Annotated in this window: 23 protein-coding genes; 10 read left to right on the top strand and 13 right to left on the bottom strand. The window is 67.5% G+C overall.

From position 1 onward, the window contains the following. Window positions 1-6: 6 nt before the first annotated feature. From QYL93_RS16820 to QYL93_RS16830, 3 genes are read right to left on the bottom strand one after another with little or no spacing between them, the layout of a single operon-like run. Window positions 7-498, bottom strand: coding sequence for a putative toxin-antitoxin system toxin component, PIN family (locus QYL93_RS16820; protein WP_305744689.1), 492 nt, complete (start codon window positions 496-498; stop codon window positions 7-9). Then, on the bottom strand, window positions 488-1,780 hold the full coding sequence (locus tag QYL93_RS16825; RefSeq protein ID WP_305744690.1) for a class I SAM-dependent RNA methyltransferase: 1,293 nt from the start codon (window positions 1,778-1,780) through the stop codon (window positions 488-490). The genes QYL93_RS16820 and QYL93_RS16825 overlap by 11 nt, the downstream gene beginning before the upstream one ends. A 24-nt stretch (window positions 1,781-1,804) precedes the next feature. Continuing rightward, on the bottom strand, window positions 1,805-2,257 hold the full coding sequence (locus tag QYL93_RS16830) for a thioesterase family protein (protein WP_305744691.1): 453 nt from the start codon (window positions 2,255-2,257) through the stop codon (window positions 1,805-1,807). A gap of 200 nt (window positions 2,258-2,457) precedes the next feature. Between QYL93_RS16830 and QYL93_RS16835 the strand changes: the two genes are divergently transcribed. From QYL93_RS16835 to QYL93_RS16845, 3 genes are read left to right on the top strand one after another with little or no spacing between them, the layout of a single operon-like run. Further along, complete coding sequence (locus tag QYL93_RS16835; RefSeq protein ID WP_305744692.1) at window positions 2,458-2,946, top strand: glutaredoxin domain-containing protein; 489 nt, start codon at window positions 2,458-2,460, stop codon at window positions 2,944-2,946. A gap of 40 nt (window positions 2,947-2,986) precedes the next feature. After that, a complete protein-coding gene (locus QYL93_RS16840; protein ID WP_305744693.1) occupies window positions 2,987-3,532 on the top strand; it encodes a hypothetical protein in 546 nt (181 codons plus the stop codon). A 20-nt stretch (window positions 3,533-3,552) separates the two neighbouring features. Beyond that, a complete protein-coding gene (locus tag QYL93_RS16845) occupies window positions 3,553-3,921 on the top strand; it encodes a VOC family protein (RefSeq protein WP_305744694.1) in 369 nt (122 codons plus the stop codon). Here the strand turns inward: QYL93_RS16845 and QYL93_RS16850 are convergent, their stop codons facing one another. From QYL93_RS16850 to argS, 6 genes are all read right to left on the bottom strand, one after another. Then, the gene (locus QYL93_RS16850) at window positions 3,922-5,523 is read right to left on the bottom strand and encodes an RNA polymerase factor sigma-54 (RefSeq protein WP_305744695.1); all 1,602 of its coding nucleotides are present in this window, start codon (window positions 5,521-5,523) and stop codon (window positions 3,922-3,924) included. Window positions 5,524-5,586: 63 nt separating this feature from the next. Next, window positions 5,587-6,369 (bottom strand): LPS export ABC transporter ATP-binding protein, encoded by a 783-nt coding sequence (gene lptB / locus QYL93_RS16855; RefSeq protein WP_305744696.1) that lies wholly within the window; start codon window positions 6,367-6,369, stop codon window positions 5,587-5,589. After that, complete coding sequence (gene lptA / locus QYL93_RS16860) at window positions 6,366-7,019, bottom strand: lipopolysaccharide transport periplasmic protein LptA (protein WP_305744697.1); 654 nt, start codon at window positions 7,017-7,019, stop codon at window positions 6,366-6,368. Before lptA ends, lptB begins: the two co-directional genes overlap by 4 nt. 110 nt (window positions 7,020-7,129) lie before the next feature. Continuing rightward, the gene (locus QYL93_RS16865; RefSeq protein WP_305744698.1) at window positions 7,130-7,786 is read right to left on the bottom strand and encodes a thiol:disulfide interchange protein DsbA/DsbL; all 657 of its coding nucleotides are present in this window, start codon (window positions 7,784-7,786) and stop codon (window positions 7,130-7,132) included. Between the two features lie 74 nt (window positions 7,787-7,860). Next, window positions 7,861-8,523 carry an SPOR domain-containing protein gene (locus tag QYL93_RS16870; protein ID WP_305744699.1) on the bottom strand — a complete coding sequence of 221 codons (663 nt, stop codon included), beginning with the start codon at window positions 8,521-8,523 and terminating at the stop codon, window positions 7,861-7,863. Window positions 8,524-8,536: 13 nt separating this feature from the next. Beyond that, the gene (gene argS, locus QYL93_RS16875) at window positions 8,537-10,246 is read right to left on the bottom strand and encodes an arginine--tRNA ligase (RefSeq protein ID WP_305744700.1); all 1,710 of its coding nucleotides are present in this window, start codon (window positions 10,244-10,246) and stop codon (window positions 8,537-8,539) included. 210 nt (window positions 10,247-10,456) lie between these two features. On the opposite strand from argS, the gene QYL93_RS16880 reads away from it, so the two are divergent. Beyond that, window positions 10,457-10,807, top strand: a complete 351-nt coding sequence (locus QYL93_RS16880; protein WP_305744701.1) for a PsiF family protein — start codon at window positions 10,457-10,459, stop codon at window positions 10,805-10,807. 158 nt (window positions 10,808-10,965) lie between these two features. Here QYL93_RS16880 and QYL93_RS16885 read toward each other — a convergent pair whose 3' ends face one another. Together QYL93_RS16885 and QYL93_RS16890 are read right to left on the bottom strand one after the other, a co-directional pair. Beyond that, window positions 10,966-11,412 (bottom strand): DUF2214 family protein, encoded by a 447-nt coding sequence (locus tag QYL93_RS16885; protein WP_305744702.1) that lies wholly within the window; start codon window positions 11,410-11,412, stop codon window positions 10,966-10,968. 176 nt (window positions 11,413-11,588) lie between these two features. Then, entirely contained in the window at window positions 11,589-12,953 is a 1,365-nt protein-coding gene (locus QYL93_RS16890) for a dicarboxylate/amino acid:cation symporter (protein ID WP_305744703.1), read from the bottom strand. A gap of 241 nt (window positions 12,954-13,194) precedes the next feature. Between QYL93_RS16890 and QYL93_RS16895 the strand changes: the two genes are divergently transcribed. After that, window positions 13,195-15,870, top strand: a complete 2,676-nt coding sequence (locus tag QYL93_RS16895) for a PAS-domain containing protein (protein WP_305744704.1) — start codon at window positions 13,195-13,197, stop codon at window positions 15,868-15,870. A gap of 12 nt (window positions 15,871-15,882) precedes the next feature. Here QYL93_RS16895 and QYL93_RS16900 read toward each other — a convergent pair whose 3' ends face one another. Both QYL93_RS16900 and QYL93_RS16905 read right to left on the bottom strand, forming a co-directional pair. Further along, window positions 15,883-16,527: a response regulator transcription factor gene (locus tag QYL93_RS16900; protein WP_305744705.1), complete on the bottom strand. Its 645-nt coding sequence runs from the start codon at window positions 16,525-16,527 to the stop codon at window positions 15,883-15,885. Between the two features lie 27 nt (window positions 16,528-16,554). Next, window positions 16,555-17,487 (bottom strand): LysR family transcriptional regulator, encoded by a 933-nt coding sequence (locus QYL93_RS16905; protein ID WP_305744706.1) that lies wholly within the window; start codon window positions 17,485-17,487, stop codon window positions 16,555-16,557. Between the two features lie 172 nt (window positions 17,488-17,659). On the opposite strand from QYL93_RS16905, the gene QYL93_RS16910 reads away from it, so the two are divergent. From QYL93_RS16910 to QYL93_RS16930, 5 genes are all read left to right on the top strand, one after another. After that, window positions 17,660-19,870 carry a malate synthase G gene (locus QYL93_RS16910; RefSeq protein ID WP_305744707.1) on the top strand — a complete coding sequence of 737 codons (2,211 nt, stop codon included), beginning with the start codon at window positions 17,660-17,662 and terminating at the stop codon, window positions 19,868-19,870. Between the two features lie 211 nt (window positions 19,871-20,081). Next, window positions 20,082-20,318, top strand: coding sequence for a cysteine-rich CWC family protein (locus QYL93_RS16915; protein WP_305744708.1), 237 nt, complete (start codon window positions 20,082-20,084; stop codon window positions 20,316-20,318). A gap of 48 nt (window positions 20,319-20,366) precedes the next feature. After that, on the top strand, window positions 20,367-20,555 hold the full coding sequence (locus QYL93_RS16920; RefSeq protein WP_057203875.1) for a 4-oxalocrotonate tautomerase: 189 nt from the start codon (window positions 20,367-20,369) through the stop codon (window positions 20,553-20,555). A gap of 28 nt (window positions 20,556-20,583) precedes the next feature. Continuing rightward, window positions 20,584-22,080, top strand: a complete 1,497-nt coding sequence (locus QYL93_RS16925; RefSeq protein ID WP_305744709.1) for an MFS transporter — start codon at window positions 20,584-20,586, stop codon at window positions 22,078-22,080. Between the two features lie 29 nt (window positions 22,081-22,109). Next, entirely contained in the window at window positions 22,110-22,877 is a 768-nt protein-coding gene (locus tag QYL93_RS16930; protein WP_305744710.1) for a class II glutamine amidotransferase, read from the top strand. Window positions 22,878-23,028 lie beyond the last annotated feature (151 nt).

The raw sequence follows: 23,028 nt of genomic DNA on the forward strand, positions 1-23,028 counted from the left end.
GGGGATTCAGGCGCTGGCGCAGGCGGGTTCGCCCACCATCTCCAGCACCAGCGCCGTCGCCACGTGGGCGTCCAGCGTCAGCAGGCGCTTGCGCATGCAGATCACCGCCTTGTCCTTGCTCAGCAGGATGGCGCGGTGTGCGGCGGCCAAGTCGATGAACTTCTGGTCGTCGGTGTCCTTGCAGACGTAGGCCACGCGCGGAGCAATCTCCACCAGGCGGGCCTGTGCGTCGAAGGCGGCCAGCACCTGCGCCGCGTCCACACGGTAGTAGTCCATGCGGCCGACGATGTGCGGGTAGGCCAGCACGCGCTCGAGTTCGTCGCGCATGACCTGCGTGGCGATCCAGGCCAGGCGCCCTTCGGCGAGCAGTTGGCGCAACGGCACGGTGGCGGGGTCCGAGAAGATCAGCAGGTCCAGCGCGACGTTGGTGTCGACGACCACAGGGCGCACGGGTTCACCCGCCGGCGCCTGGGCCGGCAGCGCCAACTCAACCCGCATCGCGCGGGCCGGCCTGTGGCGTCTCGGATGATGGCTTGGTGCGCACCGATCCCTTGACCATGTCGAAGCGGAACATGCGGCACTCGATGGGGCCGTTCCACATGGGCACGCGGCGCGACTCCTTCAGGCGCATCTTGCCGGGCAGCTTGAGGTCGGGGGTCAGCATCCAGGCCGTCCAGCCCGCATAGTTCTTCTTCCAGTGGGTGGCCAGTTGGCTGAAGAACTCGCCGCCGTCGTCGGTGTGCGCGGCCTCGCGGCCCACGCTGGCGCCCAGGGCCCGCTCGGCCGCGCGTTCGTTGGCGTTCTGGCCGGCGGAGCCGGCGGCGGCAATGCGCTCGCCGTAGGGCGGGTTGAGCAGCATCAGGCCCGGCTGTTCGCTCGGCGGCATGCGCTGCAATGCATCGCCACCGCGCAGCTGCACGGCCTCGGCCACGCCTGCGCGCTCGGCATTGCGCTCGGCAAAGTCGACCATGCGGTGGGCCACGTCGCTGCCGAAGATGGGCACCGGGCTCGCCTGGATAGCGCTCTCGGCCTCGGCCTGGATGGCCGACCACACATGGCCCTGGAAGGGCAGGAGCTTCTCGAACGCAAATCGGCGCAGCATGCCGGCCGGGATGCGGCAGGCGATCTGCGCGGCCTCGATGGCGATGGTGCCGCTGCCGCAGCAGGGGTCGTACAGCGGCACGGGCGCATCACCGAGCGGGTCCCAGCCGCTGGCGGCGATCATGGCGGCGGCCAGGGTTTCCTTGAGCGGGGCGTCGCCCTTGTCCTCGCGCCAGCCGCGCTTGAACAGCGGCTCGCCCGAGGTGTCGATGTAGACAGTGGCCTCTTCGGTGGTCAGGTGCAGGTGGATGCGCACGTCGGGCCACTGGGTGTTCACGTCGGGGCGCACGCCGGACTTGGCGCGAAAACGGTCGGCCACAGCGTCCTTCACGCGCAGGCCGGCGAAGTTCAGACTCTGCAGCGGGCTGTGCTGGGCCGTAACCTCGACCTTGAAGGTCTGGCGCGTGGTGAACCAGATCTCCCAGGCCACCTCGCTGGCGATGCCGTACAGGTCGTTCTCGGAGCGGTAGGGCCGGTGCGCCAGTTGCACCAGCACGCGCTGCGCCAGCCGGCTGTGCAGGTTGAGCAGCAGCGCCTGGCGCCACGAGGCGCGCAGCAGCACGCCGCCCCGGCCCATGAGCAGGTCCTGGCCCGTGAGGCCGGTGATGGCGTGCACCTCGTCGGCGAGGTAGCCCTCGACACCGGCGGCGCAGGGGAGAAAGAGTTGGAGTTGGTTCATGGCACTGGGCGAAAGGATACGCGCTTAAACGACGACTGCGTCAGTCGCTGCGCGCGCCAGCAGCAGCTGGCGGATGGATTCAGGGATGGGCGCCACCTTGCGGTCGCTGCGGCCGATGAAGACGATGCCGACCTTGCCGCGCGCCACTTCGCGGCCCGTCGTCTTCTCCGTCATCCGAAAGACGAGGTCGAAGCCGTAGCGGTTGAGGTCCTCGGGCGCCATCTCCACGCGCATGGTCTCGCCATGGAAGCCTTCGGACTTGTACTGGGCCACGATGTCGCCCACCACGGTGGACAGGCCGCCCACGTCCGCCTCGGGGTAACCGAGCGACTGGAAGAAGCGCACGCGCGCCTCGGACACCAGGCTCAGCAGCTGCGCATTGTCCAGGTGCCCGCCCTGGTTGACGTGGCTGATGTAGATCTGCAGCTCGGTGGCAAAGCCGAAGTGCGTGGGGAGGTCGAAAACAATGCGGGCCATGGCGCGGGCGGTAGAAAGGTAAGCAGCGAAACGGTGGCAGCCCATGCAAGGCGCTCCGCAGGCAAGGCCCGTGGAAGGACCAAAAAAGGAAGGCCGTATCCCCATTGGCGGGGTAGCCGGCACAGGCAGCGCACGCGCTGCCGGGTCTCGGGGCAGAAGTCTCTTATGCTCCCGGAATGCCGATTTTACCCGGAGCCCCCATGCACGCCCTGCGCTGTACCCTGACCCTCGCCCTGATTGCGGCCGCGCTCACCGGCACGGCGCATGCCCAGACGCTCTACAAATCCGTGGATGCGAGCGGAAAGGTCGTCTACAGCGACCAGCCCCCCGCCTCGGGTGCGGTGCAAAAAACCCTGAAGCTCGAAAGCCTGCCCGTCAGCGTGGTCCCGGGCAACCCGCTGCCACCCACCACGCCCGGCCAGGCACCTGTAGAAGCCCAGAAAGCAGCCCAACCCCGGGGCGAGGTCACGCTCTACATGGCCACCTGGTGCGGCTACTGCAAAGCGGCCAAGGCCTACCTGGGCGGCAAGGGCATCGCGTACCGGGAGTTCGACGTGGACACGCCCACCGGCAAGGCCGCCTTTGCGCAACTGGGTGCGCGCGGCGTGCCGGTGCTGCTCACCAATGGCCAGCGGGTGGCGGGCTTCAGCACGCAGTCGTATGACGCCGTCTTCGCCAGCCGCAAGTAAGCCACCACCTCACTCACTCCGTTCCTCCGACCACCGCTCCATGCTCCGCACTGCCCTCACGCTGCTCACCTTCGCCCTGTGCCAGCCCGTTCTTGCCGAAGAACTGCGCGTTCCGCTGCCCGGGCGCGACGACCTCGTCATCGACCTGCCCGCCCAATGGCGCGCCCAGGTCCGCCGCCCCCATGCCGAGCTGCCGCCCTCGGTCGCCATCAGCGGCCCCGATACCACGGCCCTGCAGATGATCCTCACGCCCATCTGGCCCGCAGGCACAGGCAAAGCCTCTACGCCCGATGAACTTAGGGCCCAGGTGCAAAGCGCGGCAAGGCAAGCCCAGCCCCGCGCCGTGGAAGCCGAACTGCCCCTCAAGGACCTGGGTGCCTCGGGCAAGACGGGCTACTACTTCTCGGCCACCGACGGCGCCCCCGAGCCGGGCGGCTACAAGTATTTGACCCAAGGCGTGCTGGGCATGAACGAACTGCGCGTGGCCTTCACCGTGCTGGCCAATGGCCAGTCGCAGGAGCCGACCGCACAGGCGCTGGAGCTGCTGCGCTCGCTGCGGCGCGCGCCGGCCTCGAAGTCGCCTTGATGGCGGATGGCCGACCCACCATGCACCCCATGCTCGGCACCATCATGGTCTACGCGCGCGACATGCAGCGCAGCGCGGCGTTCTACGGCACGCATTTCGGCCTGCAGACCACGGGAGAGGTGGTGGAGGGCCTGATCGAACTCAAGGCCCCGGACGGCGGCGCCAGCATCCTCATCCACCAGGCGGCCAAGAGCGTGAAGCTCGGCCAGGCCGGGGTGAAGCTGTGCTTTCATGTGCACGATGTGGAGGCATTCAAGGCGAAGGCGCTGGTGCAGGGCCTGGCGTTCGGCCCGACCCACCAGGCCAACGGCTATGCGTTTGCCAATGCCAGGGACCCGGACGGCAATGCCGTCAGCATCTCCAGCCGGGCGTTCAGAACAGCCGCCTGATCAGAGCGCCTTGCGCAGGTTGGCCGGCGCGATCCGGAGCGCCTCGCGGTACTTGGCCACGGTGCGGCGCGCGCACTCGATGCCCTGCTCCTTGAGCATCTCGGCGATCTGACTGTCCGACAGCGGCTTGGCGGGGCTTTCGGCCGCCACGAACTGCTTGATGAGGGCACGCACGGCCGTGCTCGATGCGTTGCCGCCGGTCTCGGTGCCCAGGCCCGAGCCGAAGAAGTACTTGAGCTCGTAGGTGCCGATGGGCGTGGACATGTACTTGGCCGTGGTCACGCGGCTGATGGTGGACTCGTGCAAACCCAGCTCATCGGCGATATCGCGCAGCACCAGCGGGCGCATGGCCAGCTCGCCATGGGTGAAGAAGCTCTTTTGCCGCTCGACGATGGCCCGCGAGACGCGCAGGATGGTGTCAAAGCGCTGCTGGATGTTCTTGATGAACCAGCGCGCCTCCTGCAGCCGCTGCTGCATGGCCTGGTGGCCCTCGCCGCCCTTGTGGCCGCGCAGGGCACCGGCGTAGATGTCGTGCACGCGCAGGCGCGGCATCACGTCGGGGTTCAGGGCCACGATGAAGTTGTGCTGGCCATCGCGGCCATTGGCCCGCCCGGCCTTGCGCACGATGACGTCGGGCACGATGATGTTGCGCTCCACGTCCACGAACTTGCGCCCGGGGCGAGGCTCCAGCCGCGCGATCAGGGCCATGGCGGCGCGGGTGCGCTCCTCGCCATCGCCACACAGCTGCGTGAGGCGGCGGATGTCACGGCGCGCCAGCATCTCCAGCGGCTGCTGGCACACGCGCAGCGCGGTCTGCACGGTGTCGGGGTCGATCTCGCTGTCCTCGTCGGCGGCCAGCGCCGTGAGCTGCAGCGTGAGGCATTCACCCAGGCCACGTGCACCCACGCCCACGGGCTCCAGGCTTTGCAGCAGGCGCAGGGCGACGGTGAAGCGGTGCACCAGCTCCTCGATCTGCTCCAGGTCGTCCGGGCCGGCCAGGCCCACGGCCAGTTCTTCGAGCGGGTCTTCGAGGTAGCCGTCGTCGTTGAGCGATTCGATCAAAAAGCGCAGGGCGGCCCGGTCCACCTCGGACAGGCGCAACGACAGCGCCTGCCGGTGCAAAAACGCGGTGAGCGATTCGTGCGTGCGCGCCAGCTCGGTGGCGTCCGCCTCGTCGCCTTCGGAATCATTGCGGTTGCGGGCCGGCGCATCGCCGCCCCACTCGGCATCATTGGGGGACACGTCCACGGTGCCATCGCCACTCCAGTCGGGCTCGTCGCCCGCACTGCTGCCCACTTCCGCATCGCCCTGCGGGCTGTCGGCCGAGGTCTCGGTCGAGGTGCTGGAGCCCGGGGCGCTGGAATAGACCGCGTCGTCGGAACTGTAATCGTCCGGCTGCACCGGCGCATCGGCCGTTTCCACACCGAACTCTTCGCGCGGCGCCTCGTCGGCATTGCGTTCGAGAAAGGGGTTTTCGTCGAGCATCTGCTCGACCTCCTGGCCCAGTTCCAGCGTGGACAGCTGCAGCAGCCGGATGGACTGCTGCAATTGCGGCGTGAGCGCCAGGTGCTGCGATACGCGCAGTGACAGGCCGGGCTTCATCGCACAGCCCCCCGAGGCTGCCGCAAAGGCAGGTGCATGGCGAACGGGTGGTCCATCGGTCTGTTACATGCGGAAGTGTTCACCCAGGTACACCCGGCGCACTTCGGCGTTGTCGACGATTTCGGAGGGGGTTCCCTGGGCCAGCACATGGCCGTCGCTGATGATGAAGGCGTGGTCGCAGATGCCCAGCGTCTCGCGCACGTTGTGGTCGGTGATGAGCACGCCAATGCCGCGCGCCTTGAGGAAGCCGATGATGCGCTGGATCTCGATCACGGCGATGGGATCGATGCCGGCAAAAGGCTCGTCCAGCAGGATGAAGCGCGGCTGCGTGGCCAGCGCGCGGGCGATCTCCACGCGGCGGCGCTCGCCGCCGGACAGGGCCAGCGCGGGCGAGGCGCGCAGGTGCTCAACGCGCAGTTCGGTCAGCAAGGCCGTGAGGCGTTCCTCGATGGCCGCGCGCGGCAGCGGCTGGCCGTCGTCGCCGCGCTGCAATTCGAGCACAGCGCGCACGTTCTCTTCGACCGTGAGCTTGCGGAAGATCGAGGCTTCCTGCGGCAGGTAGGACAGGCCCAGGCGCGAGCGCCGGTGGATGGGCATGTGGGCCACCGAGTGGCCGTCGATGCGGATGTCGCCGGCATCGCTGCGCACCAGGCCCACGATCATGTAGAACGAGGTGGTCTTGCCCGCACCGTTGGGGCCGAGCAGCCCGACGACCTCGCCCTTTTGCACGACCAGCGATACGTCCTTGACGACCTTGCGGCTGCCATAGGATTTTTCGAGGTGGTGCACCTCCAGCCGGCTGTCCGCCGGAGAGTCGGCGACGGTACTCACGTGCGGCCCACTCACTTGGCGCCGCCGCTCAGGGTGCTGCTGGGGCGCAGGGCGGTGCCCGGTGCCGCTGCGGCAGGGGCGGCCGCGCTGGCGGGTGTTTCCTTGGGCGACAGGATGGCGCGCACGCGGCCACCGGGCGCCGGGGTGTCGCCCGCGGCATTGGTGCTGCCGCGCGGCTTGGCGTCCACGGTGAACACGTCGGTCAGGTTGTTGTAGACGATGACCTGCCCGGTGATCTCGTCGGTCAGCGTGGATTCGCGGAAGCGCCGCAGCTCGGCGCGGGTGATGAACTTCACGTTGTCGGCGCGGCCGTCGTACTCGATGACCTCGCTCTCGCCCTCGATGAACTCGTCGGGCGCTCCCGCCAGCGTGTCGCGCTTCTGGCGGAAGAAGGCGCGTTTGCCCGGCTCGGCCGTGACCACGCCGAACTGGTAGCCATCGGCGTCCTGGCGCACGTCCAGGCGCGCGCCACGCAGCACGATGGTGCCCTTGGTCATGACCACGCGGCCGGTGAACACGCTGGTCTGCTTGAGCTCATCGTGGCGCAGTGCGTCGGCCTCGATGTTCATGGGCTTGTTGCGGTCGGCCTTTTCGGCGTGGGCCGCCGTCTGGACCATGGCCAGGGCCGAGAGGAGGAGTAGGGTCGGGAGGATGCGGTAGTTCATAGGGCACGAATCTTGCAGATCATTGTAGCCACCCGTGGCGACATGCCATGAAAAAAGCCCGCATCAGCGGGCTGTTGGTACACGCAGGCGCCAGTCCTGCCAAGAAACGGTCAGCCTTTGCGGGCCACGCCCACCAGTTGCTCCACCACCTGCAGCACCACAGACATGCTGCCGGCCATGGTGCCATCGGTGTAGAAACGGCCGGCCACGCCCATCGAGGGCACGCCTTCCACACCGTACGCATCCTGCAGTTGCGACGCGCGGCGCACCTGGTTGGATACGGTGAACGAGTTGTAGACTTCCTTGAACTTGGCCACGTCCACGCCCTGCGTGGCGATCCAGGCCATGATTTCATCGTCCTTGGCGAGCTTGGCCTTCTCCACGTGGATGGCACGGAAGACCTTGGCGTGCAGGGCATCGAGCTTGCCCATGCCTTCGAGCGTGAAGTACAGCTTTTGCTGTGGCACGAAGCTGGCGTTGAAGGCCACCGGGATACGGCGGATGCTCAGGTCCTTGGGGGCTGCCTTGACCCAGGCGTCGAGCGTGGGCTCGAAGGCATTGCAGTGGGGGCAGCTGTACCAGAAGAATTCGATCACGTCGACCTTGCCCGCAGGCGCGTCGGGCGTGACAGGCTTGTCGAGCTTGCGGTAGTCCTTGCCCTCCTTGAACTGGCGCGGTTGCGCCAGCGCGGGGGCGGCCACGGGCAGGGTCAGGGCGGATGCGGCCACTGCGGAAGCGGCAGACAGGGAAAACTCGCGGCGTTTCATGAAAGTGGCACTCCTTGGTCTGGTATTGGGGGGTGTGAGCCACTCCCCCGGAAAAAGTTCAGGCAGGCATGCGCTCAGCGCTGCACCCGCACCAGGGCAGATTCGACACCCGTGGTGTCGAGCTTGTCCTTGAGCTGGGCGGCATCATCGCGCTTGGTGAACGGGCCGACGCGCACGCGGAACACGGTGCGGCCATTTTGCTCGCGCTCGCTCACGCGGGCCTCCCAGCCCAGCATGGCCAGTTTGGCGCGCTGCGCATCGGCATCGGCCTGGGTGCGGAAGGCACCGGCCTGCACGAAGTAGTCGAAGGGGTCGGCACTGTTGCCGGGCGCCGCAGCGGCCTTGGCAGCGGCCAGATCACCCAAGGGGTCGGCACTGCCGGGCTTGGTGGCTGCGGCGGCAGGCTTGGCCGACGAGGCGGCGGCACGCGGGTCCGCTGCTGCCACGGCAGGTGCCGAGGCGGCAGGCGCAGGCGCCACCCCCGCCGTGGCGGGAACCGACGCTGCAGCCGCAGGAGGCCGCGCGGGGTTCTTGCCATACAGCGGCGAGTTCGGGTCCCAGTTCTTGTTCTTCTGCGCTTCGGCCGCGTCCTGGTCGGTGCCGCGTGCGCCGCCCTTGTTGAGGAAGGGCACGGGCACCTTGGTCACGTAGACGGCGACCGCCAGCGCGGCGCCCAGGCCGAAGATCACGCCCACGATAAAGCCGATGATGGTTCCGCCCAGTTGCTTGTTCTTCATAGGTAGTGGTTGCTTACATTCTGGCCGGAGCCGATACGCCCAGCACAGCCAGGCCATTGTGCAATACCTGCGCGGTGGCGGCGACGAGGGCCAGGCGCGCGCGCTTGACGGCCTCGTCATCCACCAGGATGCGCTCGGCATCGTAATAGCTGTGGTAGCTGGCGGCCAGGTCGCGCAGGTAGAAGGTGACGTCGTGCGGGGCCTCGCCATCGGCAGCGGCGGTGAGCATCTCGGGGTACTTGGCCAGCTGCAGCATCAGCGCCTGGGCCTGCGGGCCTTCGAGCGGGGACAGGTCCACGCCCTGGAGCGAAGCCATGTCGCCACCGCCCTGCTCGGCCCAACTGCGCAGCACCGAGCAGATGCGCGCATGCGCGTACTGCACGTAGTACACCGGATTGTCGTTGTTCTGCGCAACGGCCAGGTCCACGTCGAAGGTGTACTCGGTGTCGGGTTTGCGGCTGAGCAGGAAGAAGCGCACCGCGTCCTTGCTGGTCCATTCGATCAGGTCGCGCAAGGTGACGTAGCTGCCCGCGCGCTTGCTGATCTTGACCTCTTCACCACCCTTGACCACGCGCACCATGGTGTGCAGCACGTAGTCGGGGTAGCCCTGTGGAATGCCCACTTCGGCCGCCTGCAGGCCGGCGCGCACGCGCGCGATGGTGCCGTGGTGGTCGGTGCCCTGGATGTTCACGACCTTGGTGTAGCCGCGCTCCCACTTGGCGATGTGGTAGGCCACGTCGGGTACGAAATAGGTGAAGGTACCGTCCTGCTTGCGCATCACGCGGTCCTTGTCGTCGCCGTAGTCCGTGCTCTTGAGCCACAGGGCGCCGTCCTGCTCGTAGGTCTTGCCGTTGGCCACCAGCTTGCCCACCGTGGCCTCGACGCGGCCGCTGGTGTACAGGCTCGACTCGAGGTAGTACTCGTCGAACTTCAGGTTGAAGGCCTGCAGGTCCTTGTCCTGCTCGTTGCGCAGGTAGGCCACGGCGAACTGGCGGATCGATTCCACGTCGTCGACGTCGCCGCTGGCGGTGTACTCGCGGTCATCGGCCTTGACGGTCTTCTTCGCCAGGAAATCGTTGGCAATGTCCTGAATGTAGTCGCCGTTGTAGAAGGCCTTGCTGGCCGGGTTCTCGGAATCGGTGGGCCAGCACTCGTCGCCGGGCTTGAAGCCCTTGGCGCGCAGCTGGGTGCTGTTCGTGAGCGTCTGGATCTGCACGCCCGCATCGTTGTAATAGAACTCGCGGTGCACGCCCCATCCCTGGGTGGCGAACAGGTTGCAGATGGCATCGCCCAGGGCGGCCTGGCGGCCATGGCCCACGTGCAGCGGGCCGGTGGGGTTGGCCGAGACGAACTCGACCAGCACCTTGGCACCCCGGTCGGCCTGGTAGCCGAAGCGCTCGCCGGCAGACAGCACCTCGCGCACTACCTCCTGCTTGGCAGCGGGCTTCAAGCGAATGTTCAGGAAGCCCGGGCCCGCGATCTCGATGGCATCGACCCAACGCTTGAAGGCGGGCGTGGCCTCCAGCGCGGCCTTGAGCTGCTCGCCCAGGGCGCGCGGATTGAGCTTGAGCGGCTTGGCCAATTGCATGGCCGCCGTGCAGGCGAAATCGCCATGCGCAGCCACCTTGGGGGATTCGAACGCCGCCTTGGCGCCCGCGCCAGGGGAAAGGGTGTCCAGCTCGGCCGCGAGCGCGGCCAGCAGATCGTGTTTGACAGAGAGCATCGGGGGATTTTACGGGGCGGCCCGGTCACCGCCTTGGGAAGGTGTGTTGCCCGCGCCACCAAATGCCTGCCCAGGCCTGTGCAGCGGAGCAACAGATCGTAAAGAATTCTTGCCGCCGGGCAGGCATGTCAGCGCGGCCCGATGCCCGTACGTTGTAATCGGGCAATCCGATGCGGATTGCGTTGGATGCCCTTACCACCGGAGCACTATATGAAAAAGCTTCTCTCCCTCGCGGCCCTGAGCCTGGTTCTTTTGTTGGGCGCAGCACATGCTGCCGATGCCCCTGCGGCGCCCGCCAAGGTGGCTGCACCGGCGACAGCGGCCACCCCAGCCGCACCTGCAGCCTCTGCGGCAGCCCCGACCAAGCAACAGACCAAGATGGCCACCTGCAATACCGAGGCGGCCGACAAGAAGGGCGACGAGCGCAAGGCGTTCATGAAGACCTGCCTGTCCAACAAGCCTGCCACCCAGCAGGACAAGATGAAGACCTGCAACGCCGATGCCACCGGCAAGAAGGGCGACGAGCGCAAGGCCTTCATGAGCGAGTGCCTTAAGAAGTGATCTGCTGAGCCAGCCACCGCGCTGGCTCTTGCCACCCACCCGCCCGGCACCTGTGCCCGGCGGGTTTTTTTCATCGCCGGGCCGCCCCAAGATAAATCACCCCCTCGGGGGGCAGTGACCCACGCAGCGGCGGAGCGTGGGGGCCATCTTTCATGGGCTTACCAGCCGCGGGCCCAGAACACCGCGATCACGGCCACCACCGGGATCGCATGGGCCTGCAGCATCACCAGGCGGCGCACCCTGGCGACTTCGCGCGCGTCCGGCAGGGTGCCATCGGCGCGCAGCTTGCGCAGCCAGCGCCGGAAGGCGATGGTCGGGAAAATGGACAGGATGGCAATCGCCACCACCAGCGTGATCTTGAAGTGGAACATGGGCTGCGACACATACCAGGACATGCCCTTGACCCCGAAGAACACCCGCGCCAGCCCCGTGGCCACCAGCGCCATGGCCGCAGCGGCGTAGATGGCGTCGAGCCGCGCCAGGCGCTCCACCACCGCGGCGTTGAGCCATTCGATGCGGCACAGCGCGGCCTGGCTCGACAGGAAGACCACTAGGGTCAGGATGGCCACCATGTGCAGGGCGGCCAATACGGCTTCGAGGGTCATCGCGGATCCTTTTTTTGGGCAGTTCGCGGCGATTGTGCGCGAGGAACGGCCCGGCAGAGGTAGGCGCCCTTCCTGACCCGTCCCTGGGCCGACAGTTGCATGCGAAAAAGGGGCATGCCCATGCAGGCACGCCCCTTCTTGTGAAACCATGGCCCCGCAACGGGGACTGCCAGCGATCAGGCGGCCGTACGCGCCACGGCGGCCACACCGGCCGGCACCACGGGTGCCGATACGGGAGCGGCAGCCTCCGGCAGCGGATGGCCGTCCAGCGCGGCATTCAGGCGGTCGTAGTCGAGCGCGTTTTCCCAGCGGGAGACCACCACGGTGGCGACGGCATTGCCGATGAAGTTGGTCAGCGAGCGGCACTCGCTCATGAAGCGGTCCACGCCCAGGATCAGGGCCATGCCGGCCACGGGCACTTCGGGCACCACGGCCAGGGTGGCGGCCAGGGTGATGAAGCCTGCGCCGGTCACGCCTGCTGCGCCCTTGGAACTCAGCATGGCGACCAGCAGCAGGGCGATCTGGTGGCCCAGCGTCAGTTCGGTGTTGGTGGCCTGGGCGATGAACAGCGCGGCCAGGGTCATGTAGATGTTGGTGCCGTCCAGGTTGAAGGAGTAGCCTGTGGGCACCACCAGGCCGACCACCGACTTGCTGCAGCCGGCCTTCTCCATCTTTTCCATCAGCGAGGGCAAGGCCGATTCGGAGGACGAGGTGCCCAGTACCAGCATCAGCTCGGCCTTGAGGTAGCGGCACAGCTTGAGCACCGAGAAGCCGCACAGGCGCGCCACGAAGCCCAGCACCACCAGCACGAACAGCAGCGAGGTGATGTAGAAGGCGCCCACCAGCCAGGCCAGGTTGACCAGCGAGCCCAGGCCGAACTTGCCGATGGTGAAGGCCATGGCACCGAACGCCCCCAGGGGCGCGGCCTTCATCACCAGGCCCACCACCTTGAAGACAGGGGTCGTCAGGGCTTCGAGAAAGTTCTGCACGGGCCGGCCGGCCTCACCCACCATGGCCAGCGCAATGCCGAACAGCACGGCCACCAGCAGCACCTGCAGGATGTTGTCGCCCACAAAGGGGCTGACCAGCGTCTTGGGGATGATGTCCATGGCAAAGCCGGTGAGCGTCATCTCGTGCGACTTGGCGACGTAGGTCTTCACGGCCGTCTGGTCCAGGTCGGCCGGGTTGATGTTCATGCCCGCACCGGGCTGCACCACATTGGCCACGATCATGCCGATGACCAGTGCCAGCGTGGAGAAGAACAAGAAGTACGCCATGGCCTTGCCGAACACCCGACCCACGGAGCTGAGCTGCGACATGCCCGCGATGCCGGTGACGATGGTCAGGAAGATCACCGGGGCGATGATCATCTTCACCAGCTTGATGAAGGCATCGCCCAACGGCTTGAGGGCCTCGCCGTACGCCGGCTCGAAATGGCCCAGCAGCACGCCCAGGACGATGGCGAGCACCACCTGGAAGTACAGTTGGCGGTAAAACGGCAGGTGCACCGGTTGGGCGGCCTTGGCAGGAATGGCGTGCATGGGGGACTCCAGAAGTCACGAAAACTGCACCACCGGGGTGCTTCAAGGGTGCCGTTTGTACCCCTGCACTCCGTTTCAGCAGATAGCTAATTGGTAGTAGTCGCTGGCACCCCCATAGGAGGCGGGTCGGCAGAACCTAGGGAAAACACCTAGCACCCCAGAAAGGTGCGGCACACTCCCATGCGCACCAGATTTGCACCAAGCGCGCGCTTGCAGGCGCCCTCCACTCACCTCACCCGCCATGACCCCGTCCCACCGCCGCAAGTTCTGGACTGTGCTGATCCTGCTCTCGGGCATGGCCGGCTGCATGTTCGTGGCCGGGCAATCGGCCTGGCGGCATTCGCTGTACGACGAGAGCGACAGGGTGCAGCGCCAGCTGGCCCTGTATGGGCAGACGCTGGCCCAGCGCATCGACCGCTACCGCACCCTGCCCGAGGTGCTGGCACTGGACGCGCAGCTGTACGACGCGCTGAGCCGCCCGCGCAGCCCGGCGCAGGTGGAGCAGCTCAACCTCAAGCTGGAGCGGGCCAACGGCGCCAGCCAATCGTCCACCCTGACCCTGATCAACCGCGAGGGCCTGGCCGTGGCAGCCAGCAACTGGCGCAGCGCCACCAGCAACGTGGGCGTGGACTACAGCTTTCGCCCCTACGTGCAGCAGGCTCTGACCCAAGGCAGCGGCAGCTTCTATGGCATCGGGGTGACGACGGGAGAGCCTGGCTACTTCCTGTCGCAGGCCATCCGCGATGACCAGGGCGAGCCGCTCGGCCTGGTGGTGATCAAGATCGCACTGCAGGAGCTGGAGCGCGAATGGCTGCAGACGGAGGACATCGTGCTGGCGTCCGACGCGCACGGCGTGGTTTTTCTCGCCAGCCAGGATGCCTGGCGCTACCGGCTGCTGGAACCGTTGACGGAGGCAGAGCGCAGGGAGCTTGCCGCCACGCGTCAGTATTCGGACCAACCCCTGCGCCCGCTGGACTACCGGGTGGACGACCACATGGACAACGGCGGCCGCCTGGTGCGCGTGCTCACCCCCGACCTGCAGGACGTGCCCGGCCGCCTCTTGTGGCAGACCCAGCCCTTGCCCGGCACGCCCTGGCAACTGCACCTGGTACATGCAACCCACAGCAGCTTGGCGGACAGCCGCTGGGCTGCTGCGGCGGGCGGGGGCGGCTGGCTGGCACTGGCCCTGCTGGTGCTGTTCGTGCGCCAGCGCCAGCGCCTGGCCCACCTGCGCCAGCGCAGCCGCCAGGAGCTGGAGACCGTGCTGCAGCAGCACGCCCAGGAACTGCGCACCGCTCAGGACGGCATCGTGCAGGCGGCGCAGCAGGCCGCGCAACAGACGGATACGGGACTGTCACGCAGCCTGGAACACCTGCCGCAGGGCGTGGTCATCATCGACGCCGACCTGCGCCTCGTGGCCTGGAACTCGCGCTATGTGCAGCTGTTCCGCTACCCCTCCGACCTGATGCAGGTGGGCCAGCCCATCGAGGGCCTGCTGCGCCACAACGCACGCCGCGGCCTGCTGGGGCCCGGCCCGGTTCAGGACTCCATCGAGCGGCGCCTGTCGCACCTGCGCAGCGGCCTGCCCCACCTGCACGAAAGCGCCAAGGACGACGGCACGGTGCTGGAGATCCGCGGCACCCCCCTGCCCGAGGGCGGGTTCGTGACCAGCTACGCCGACATCACCAGCTACAAGAATGCCGCGCGCGAGCTGCGTTCGCTGGCCGATGCGCTGGAGCAGCGCGTGGCCGACCGCACGCGCGACCTGGACGCCGCCCGGCGCGAGGCCGAGCAGGCCAACCGCTACAAGACCCGCTTCGTCGCGGCGGCCGTGCACGACCTGCTGCAGCCGCTGAACGCTGCGCGCATGTTCAGCTCGCTGTTGCGCAGCCACCTGCACGACGATGCCAGCCGGCATGCGGCCGACAGCATCGACGGGGCCCTGGCCGCGCAGGACGCCATCCTCAACAGCCTGCTCGATATCTCGCGCATGGAGTCCGGCCAGCTCGACGTGCGTATCCACGACGTGGCCCTGGGCCCGCTGCTGCAGGTGCTGGCCCACAATTTCGGCGTGCTGGCCGAGAACCAGGGCCTGAAGCTCTCGTGTGTGGCCACGCGCCAGGTGGTACGCACCGACGAAAACCTGCTGCGCCGCATCCTGCAGAACTTCGTCTCCAACGCCATCCGCTACAGCCGGCGCGGGCGCATCGTGGTGGGCTGCCGGCGCGTGGGCAACGGCCACCTGCGCATCGAAGTACATGACCAGGGGCCAGGCATTCCCAAGGCGCTGCAGCGCGAGATCTTCGAGGAGTTCCGCCGTCTGGACGAGGGCCGTGCCGACGACCGGGGTGCCGGCCTGGGCCTGGCCATCGTGGAGCGCCTGGGCCGCCTGCTGGGCCACCCCATCGGGCTGCGCTCGCAACTGGGGCGCGGCAGCGTGTTCTGGGTGCTGGTGCCGCTGGGCGATCCGGTCGCCCTGCAGCAGCAGACTGCCCCACCCGCCACCGCACAGCAAGCGCCCGAGGACACTCCGCTGCACGGCAGCAGTGCCTGGGTGATCGAGGACGATGGCCCGACTTGCGCCGCCACCCAGGCCCTGCTGGAGCGCTGGGGTTGCCGTGTGCCGCTGGCCGGCGGCGCTACTGCGGCGCTCGGCCATGCGCAGCCTGGCCAGGCCCCACAGTTGGTGCTGCTGGATGTGCACCTGGAGGGCGACCACCACGGCCCTGACGTCTATGCCGAGCTGTGTCAGCGCTGGGGTCAGGCGCCTGCCGTGATCCTGGTGACCGCCGAGCGCGACGCCACGCTGCGCCGCCAGGCCGCCGAACGCGGCTGGGGCTTCCTTGCCAAGCCGGTGCGCGCGCCTGCGCTGCGGGCCCTGATGAGCCAGACCCTGCTGCGTCTGCGGGAGAGATAGAGGACCGCAGGCTCAGGCCGACGCAGCGTCCTCGGGCTCCAGGCTCTTGACCAGCACGGCGGCCTGGGTGCGGCTGTGGCAGGCCAGCTTTTTCAGGATGGCGGTGACATGCACCTTGACGGTGTTCTCGGCCAGGCCCAGCTCACCCGCAATCTGCTTGTTGAGCAGGCCGTCGGCCAGGCACAGCAGCACGCGGAACTGCTGGGGGGTGAGCTGCGCCAGGCGTGCGGCCAGCTCGGCGTCGGCCTCGGAGCGCTCGGCCGCCATGGGCGGGAACCAGCTGTCGCCGGCCAGCACCGCCTCGATGGCCTCGCCCATGGCTTCGGCGGGCGCGGACTTGGGGATGAAGCCCACCGCGCCGAACTGCTGGGCGCGGCGGATGACGCGCGGGTGGTCATTGGACGAGATGATCACCACGGGCAGCTCCGGGTACTCACCACGCACATGCAGCAGGGCCGAGAAGCCGCGCGCGCCCGGCATGCTCAGGTCCAGCAGCACCAGCTCCACCTCGGGATGCTCCTGCAGCGCCGCGCCCAGCGTGGCCGCACTGGCGGCCTCCAGCGTGCGGAACTGGGGCAGGCGCTCGTGCAGCACATGCAGAACGGCAGCGCGGAACAAGGGGTGGTCGTCAGCGACCAGGAGCGTGGGCTCGGACATGGAATCTGCAGTCTGCCACGGGCCCGATCAATGGGCCGGTATGCCCCGCCAGAAGGCAGGCTGCGCGTAATGGTGCTTGAGGAAGTCGATCCACAGCCGCACACGCAGCGGCATGTGCTTGCGCTGGGGAAACACCACGTAGATGCCGTTGGGCGGGGCGGCAAACTCTTCCAGCACCTCCACCAGGCGGCCGGCTGCGATCTCGGCCTCCACCTCCCAGGTGCTGCGCCAGGCGATGCCGTAGCCGGCCAGGCACCAGTCGTGCAGCACCTGCCCGTCGGAGCAGTCGAGCGGCCCGCCGGGCTTGAGGTGAACCACCTCGGTGCCGCCGCCGTCCACCGGCATGCGAAAGGCCCAGCCGCGCGTCTGCGAGGCTTCGCTCGACAGGGTGAGGCAGTTGTGCGAGGGCAGTTCGCCCGGGTGGCGCGGGGTCGGGTGGCTTTTCAGGTAACCGGGCGTGGCCACGCACAGGCGCCGGTTGTCGGCAATGCGCACGCTGACCAGGGACGAATCGGGCAGATCGCCCACGCGCACGGCACAGTCGAAGCCTTCACCGGCGAGGTCGACCACCCGGTCACTGAGGTTGAGTGAAATCGTCACGTCCGGGTGTTCGCTACGAAAGCGCGGCACGAGCGGCGCTACATGGCGCCGGCCAAAGCCTGCTGGCGCCGTGATGCGCAGGTGCCCTGTGGCCTTCACGCCGCCTTCGGACACGCTGGCCTCGGCGTTGGCCACGTCGGACAGCAGGCGCTGGCAGTCTTCCAAAAAGGCGCTGCCCTCGTGCGTCAAGCTGATGCGCCGCGTGGTGCGCACCAGCAGCTTCACGCCCAGGTGCTCTTCGAGCGCATCGAGCCGGCGGCCCATGATGGCGGGCGCCACGCCCTCGGCCTTGGCGGCGGCGGTGAGGCTGCCACGTGTGGCAACCGAGACGAAGGATTCGAAGGCCTTGAGCTTGTCCATGGGGCTGATTATGGGGACGGAGCGCGCCCGCCGCACCCTCACTTGTGCGTAAAAGTCATTGGTTTACAGCTTTTGAGCATATTTATACCGACAAACATTTGCAATACAGTCTGTCCATGGCCTGCAGTGGCGGGCTCCGCATTTGTTCATATCCAACGCCTGAGGCACTCCCATGACCGACCGCACCTCCATCCACGGCCTGCAAGTGGCCACGTCCTTGTTCCGCTTCGTCGAAGACAAGGTGCTGCCCGGCACCGGCGTGGACAGCGCCGCCTTCTGGAAGGGCTTTGACGGCATCGTCGCCGACCTGGCACCGCGCAACATCGCCCTGCTGGCCGAGCGCGACCGCCTGCAGACCGAGCTCGACACCTGGCACCAGGCCAACCCCGGCCCCATCACGGACATGGTGGCCTACCGCAGCTTCCTCGAAAAGATCGGCTACCTGGTGCCCCAGCCTGCCGACGTGCAGGCCACCACCACCAACGTGGACGACGAACTGGCCACCCAGGCCGGCCCGCAGCTGGTGGTGCCCATCCTGAACGCCCGCTATGCGCTGAACGCGGCCAATGCGCGCTGGGGCAGCCTGTACGATGCGCTGTATGGCACCGATGCCATCCCCGAGACCGATGGTGCGGACAAGGGCAAGGGCTACAACCCCGTGCGCGGCGCCAAGGTGATCGCCTTCGCGCGCCAGGTACTGGACGACACGGCCCCCCTGGCCAGCGGCTCGCACAAGGATTCGACCGGCTACCGCGTGGAAGGTGGCCAGTTGGTGGTGGCGCTTGCCAACGGCAGCACCTCGGGCTTGAAGGATACTTCCCAGTTCAAGGGCTACCAGGGTGATGCCGCCAGCCCGTCTTCGGTGCTGCTGCAGCACAACGGCCTGCACCTCGATCTCCAGATCAACCGCAACACCCCCATCGGCCAGAGCGATGCGGCCGGCGTGAGTGACCTGGTGCTGGAAGCGGCGCTCTCCACGATTCTCGACCTCGAAGATTCCGTGGCCGCGGTGGACGCCGAAGACAAGGTGCTGGGCTACAGCAACTGGCTGGGCATCATCCAGGCCACGCTGACCGAGCAGGTCGTCAAGGGCGGCAAGACGATCACGCGCGGGCTCAATCCCGACCGGGTGTACACCGCCCCCTCCGGCGCGGCCGGTGCGGTGCGCCTGCACGGCCGTTCGCTGATGTTCCTGCGCAATGTGGGCCACCTGATGACCAACCCGGCCATCCTGTACACCGACGCCCAGGGCAAGGAGCGCGAGATCCCCGAAGGCATCATGGACGCCGTGGTCACGACCACCATCGCGCTGCACGACCTGCAGGGCCATGGCGCCAACGGCATCCGCAACTCGCGCAAGGGCAGTGTCTACATCGTCAAGCCCAAGATGCACGGCCCCGCCGAAGTGGGCTTTGCCAGCGACCTGTTCGGCCGCGTGGAGCAGTTGCTGGGCCTGCCCACCAACACCGTGAAGCTGGGCATCATGGACGAAGAGCGCCGCACCAGCGTGAACCTCAAGGCCTGCATCGCCGCCGCCGCCAGCCGCGTGGCCTTCATCAACACCGGCTTCCTGGACCGCACGGGCGACGAGATGCACACCGCCATGCTGGCCGGCCCCATGATCCGCAAGGGCGACATGAAGACCAGCGCCTGGATCCAGTCGTACGAAAAGAACAACGTGCTGGTGGGCCTGTCCTGCGGCCTGCGCGGCAAGGCGCAGATCGGCAAGGGCATGTGGGCCATGCCCGACCTGATGGCCGAGATGCTGAAACAGAAGATCGCCCACCCCAAGGCCGGCGCCAACACCGCCTGGGTGCCCAGCCCCACGGGCGCCACGCTGCACGCACTGCACTACCACCAGGTCAACGTGGCCGAGATCCAGATCGGCCTGGAAAAAACCGATGTGAACAGCGAGCGCGACAACCTGCTGACGGGCCTGCTCACCGTGCCCGTGACCGCCACACCCAACTGGACCGATGCCGAGAAGCAGCAGGAGCTGGACAACAACGCCCAGGGCATCCTGGGCTATGTGGTGCGCTGGGTGGACCAGGGCGTGGGCTGCTCCAAGGTGCCCGACATCCACAACGTGGGCCTGATGGAAGACCGTGCGACGCTGCGCATCAGCAGCCAGCATATGGCCAACTGGCTGCGCCATGGCGTGGTGACCGAAGCCCAGGTGAAGGAGACCTTCGAGCGCATGGCAGCCGTGGTGGACGGCCAGAACGCCGGCGACCCGCTGTACCAGCCCATGGCCGGCCATTTCGGCACCAGCATGGCCTACCAGGCGGCCTGCGACCTGGTCTTCAAGGGCATGGCCCAGCCCAGCGGCTACACCGAGCCGCTGCTGCACGCCTGGCGCCTGAAGCTCAAGGCGGCGGCCTGACCACCGGGGCCCTGCGGCCCCCCCCTGCACAGAGGGGTCCCCCGGATCCCTCCTCCAACGGCACCTTCGGGTGCCTTTTTTCGGCATGGCCCGCACCGCCGACCACACAAAGGCCCTTACCCTGGCCCTTGGGCCCGGGAGGCGGCACAATGGGCCGGGCACTCCAGCCAAGCAGCGCGCCAGGCGTGGCGCGCCCTGCTGCACCCACCCCATGATGACCCCCCCACCGATTTCCACCGCCTCGCAGTGCCCTTTGTGCGGGCAGGCGAACCAGTGCGCCATCGCGGCCGGGCAGCCACCCGAAACCTGCTGGTGCATGGCCATCACCGTGGCGCCCGAGGCCCTGGCCGAAATTCCTGCGGCGGCCCGCGGCAAGGTGTGCATCTGCCCCCTGTGCGCCCGGCCTCGACCGGCTTTGGGCGTGTTGGACCCGGCGGCCCCGATATGATTTCCTCTTTCCTTTTCGTTCACTGACCATTACCCCAAGGAGTCCTGCATGCCCACTTACCACGTCGAGATGATGGAAGGCCGCACCATCGAGCAAAAGAAGAAGCTCGTGGAAGAAATCACCCGCGTGTCCGTCGAAGTGCTCGGCGGCTCGCCCGAGTCGGTCGACATCCTCATCACCGACATCAAGCGCGAGAACTGGGCCACCGGCGGCAAGCTCTGGTCCGAGCGCACCTGATATCCCCCGGGACCACGATCCCCCGCCCATGAGCGCACAGCGGTCCTCCAGCTCCCTCGCCGCACTGCGCGAACGCCATGGCGAGCGCTACCGCTGGCTGCTGCTGCTGTCGGTCATGGTCGGCACGATGGCGTCGATCATGTCCTCGACCATCGTCAACGTGGCCATCCCGGACATGAGCCATTACTTCACGCTGGGGCAGGAACGTGCCCAGTGGGTGACCTCGGGCTTCATGGTGGCCACCACGGTGTCCATGCTCACCACGCCGTGGCTGCTGTCGCGCTACGGCTACCGCGCCACCTACGTGGGCGCCATGCTGCTGTTGCTGGCGGGCGGCATCGGGGGTGGCCTGGCGCGCGATTTTGGCCTGGTGCTGGTGGCGCGTGTGGCCGAGGGCCTTGCGGCCGGGGTGGTGCAACCCATTCCTGCCGTCATCATCCTGTACGCATTCCAACCGCATGAACAGGGCCGCGCGAGCGGCATCTTCGGCATGGGTGTGGTGCTGGCGCCGGCGATCGGCCCCAGCATCGGCGGGCTGCTGGTCGATTGGTTCGGCTGGCGCTCCATCTTCTTCATGGTGGTGCCGCTGTGCCTGGCCTCCATCTGGCTGGCCTACAAGTTCGTACCGGTCACGGCACCGGGCGGCGTGGCGGCCAACCGCAATGGCGAGGCGCTCGACTGGCGCGGCCTGGCGCTGGGTACCGCCGGCACGCTGTGCCTGCTCAATGGGCTGGTGGCCCTGCATGGGGGCACCGTCACCGAAGCCATCCTCCTGCTGGCGGGCGCCGTGGTGGCCACAGGCCTGTTCATCGGCTGGCAGCGCCGGCAACTGCGGCAGGGCCGCAAGCCGCTGATGGACCTGCGGCTCTTTCAGTACCGGCAATTCGCCATGGGCAGTATCGTGGCCTTCATCTACGGCACGGCGCTGTTCGGCTCCACCTACCTGCTGCCCGTGTTCATGCAACTCGGCATGCAGCTGTCGGCCTCGCACGTGGGCACCATCATGCTGCCCGCAGGCTTCGTGCTGGCCATCACCATTGCCATGGTGGGCCGGCTGGCCGACCGGCAGCCCACGCACCTGCTGGTGAGCATCGGCCTGGCCCTGCTGGCCCTGTCCTTCGGGCTCATGGTGCTGGTGGGCCTGGGCTCGGCGCTGTGGATGCTGGTGGCCTTTGCGATCCTGGGCCGCATTGGCCTCGGTTTCATCCTGCCATCGCTGAACCTCGGGGCCATGCGGCCGCTGGACAAGTCGCTGATCTCGCAGGGATCGAGCGCCATCGGCTTTCTGCGCATGCTCGGCGGTGCTGCGGGTGTGAGCCTGTGCGGTATCGTGCTCGAATGGCGCCTGGGTGCGCATGGTGTATCGCTGACCTCGGGCGCGAGCAACGCAGCCCGCATCGATGCCTTTGGCGAAACCTTTCTGATGTTGACCGCGCTGTGCGTGCTGGCCCTGGTGGCCGCCTGGCAACTGCGCGAAGCGCCTGCGGCGCCGGCCGATACACCCTCCTCTTCACCCCAGGCCTGATGGCCGACTGATCCGGACTGCTCGCGACCATGTGCCAACTGCTGGGTATGAACTGCAACACGCCGACCGACGTGACCTTCAGCTTCACCGGATTCGCACAGCGTGGCGGCAACACGGCCGACCACGCCGACGGCTGGGGCATCGCCTTTTTCGAGGACCGGGGGCTGCGCCACTTCGTGGACCACCTGCCGGCGGTGGATTCACCCGTGGCGGAGCTGATCCGCCGCTACCCCATCAAGAGCCGCAACGTGATTGCGCACATCCGCAAGGCCACGCAGGGCCTGGTGAGCCTGCAGAACTGCCACCCCTTCGTGCGAGAACTATGGGGGCGGTACTGGGTGTTTGCGCACAACGGCGACTTGAAGGACTTCCGTCCCCGCCTGCACGCGCATTTCCACCCCGTGGGGGATACGGACAGCGAACATGTGTTCTGCTGGATCATGCAGGAGCTGGCCAAGTCCCATGCCAGCGTGCCCAGCATTGCCGAGCTGACCATCACCTTGAAGGAACTGGCCGCACGCATTGCACCGCACGGCACCTTCAACTTCCTGCTCTCCAATGGGCAGGCGCTGTGGGCCCATGCCTCCACGGGCCTGTACTACATCGAGCGCAAACACCCGTTCAGCGAGGCGCAACTGTCCGATGAGGACGTGCGCATCGACTTCGCCACCCAGACCACGGCCACCGACCGCGTGGCCGTGATCGTGACTGCACCACTCACCACCAATGAGGAGTGGACGGCCTTCGGCAAGCAAGAACTGCTGGTGTTTGTGGACGGGCAGCGGCAAGTCTGCTGAAACGCTGGGTGCTGGCCTGGGTCGCTAGAAGGCTGGCCGACCGGCCCACAACCCTCTGAACGCTCTGCGGAAAATCGCAAAGGCCTTGCGGTCATGGCAGCACCTGCGGCGCGGCTATGTGTCTTCAGCGGCCACCGCGACCATTGGGCGA

Origin of the sequence: Acidovorax sp. A1169 (genome assembly GCF_030704685.1) — a bacterium.
GTDB lineage: Bacteria > Pseudomonadota > Gammaproteobacteria > Burkholderiales > Burkholderiaceae_C > Acidovorax.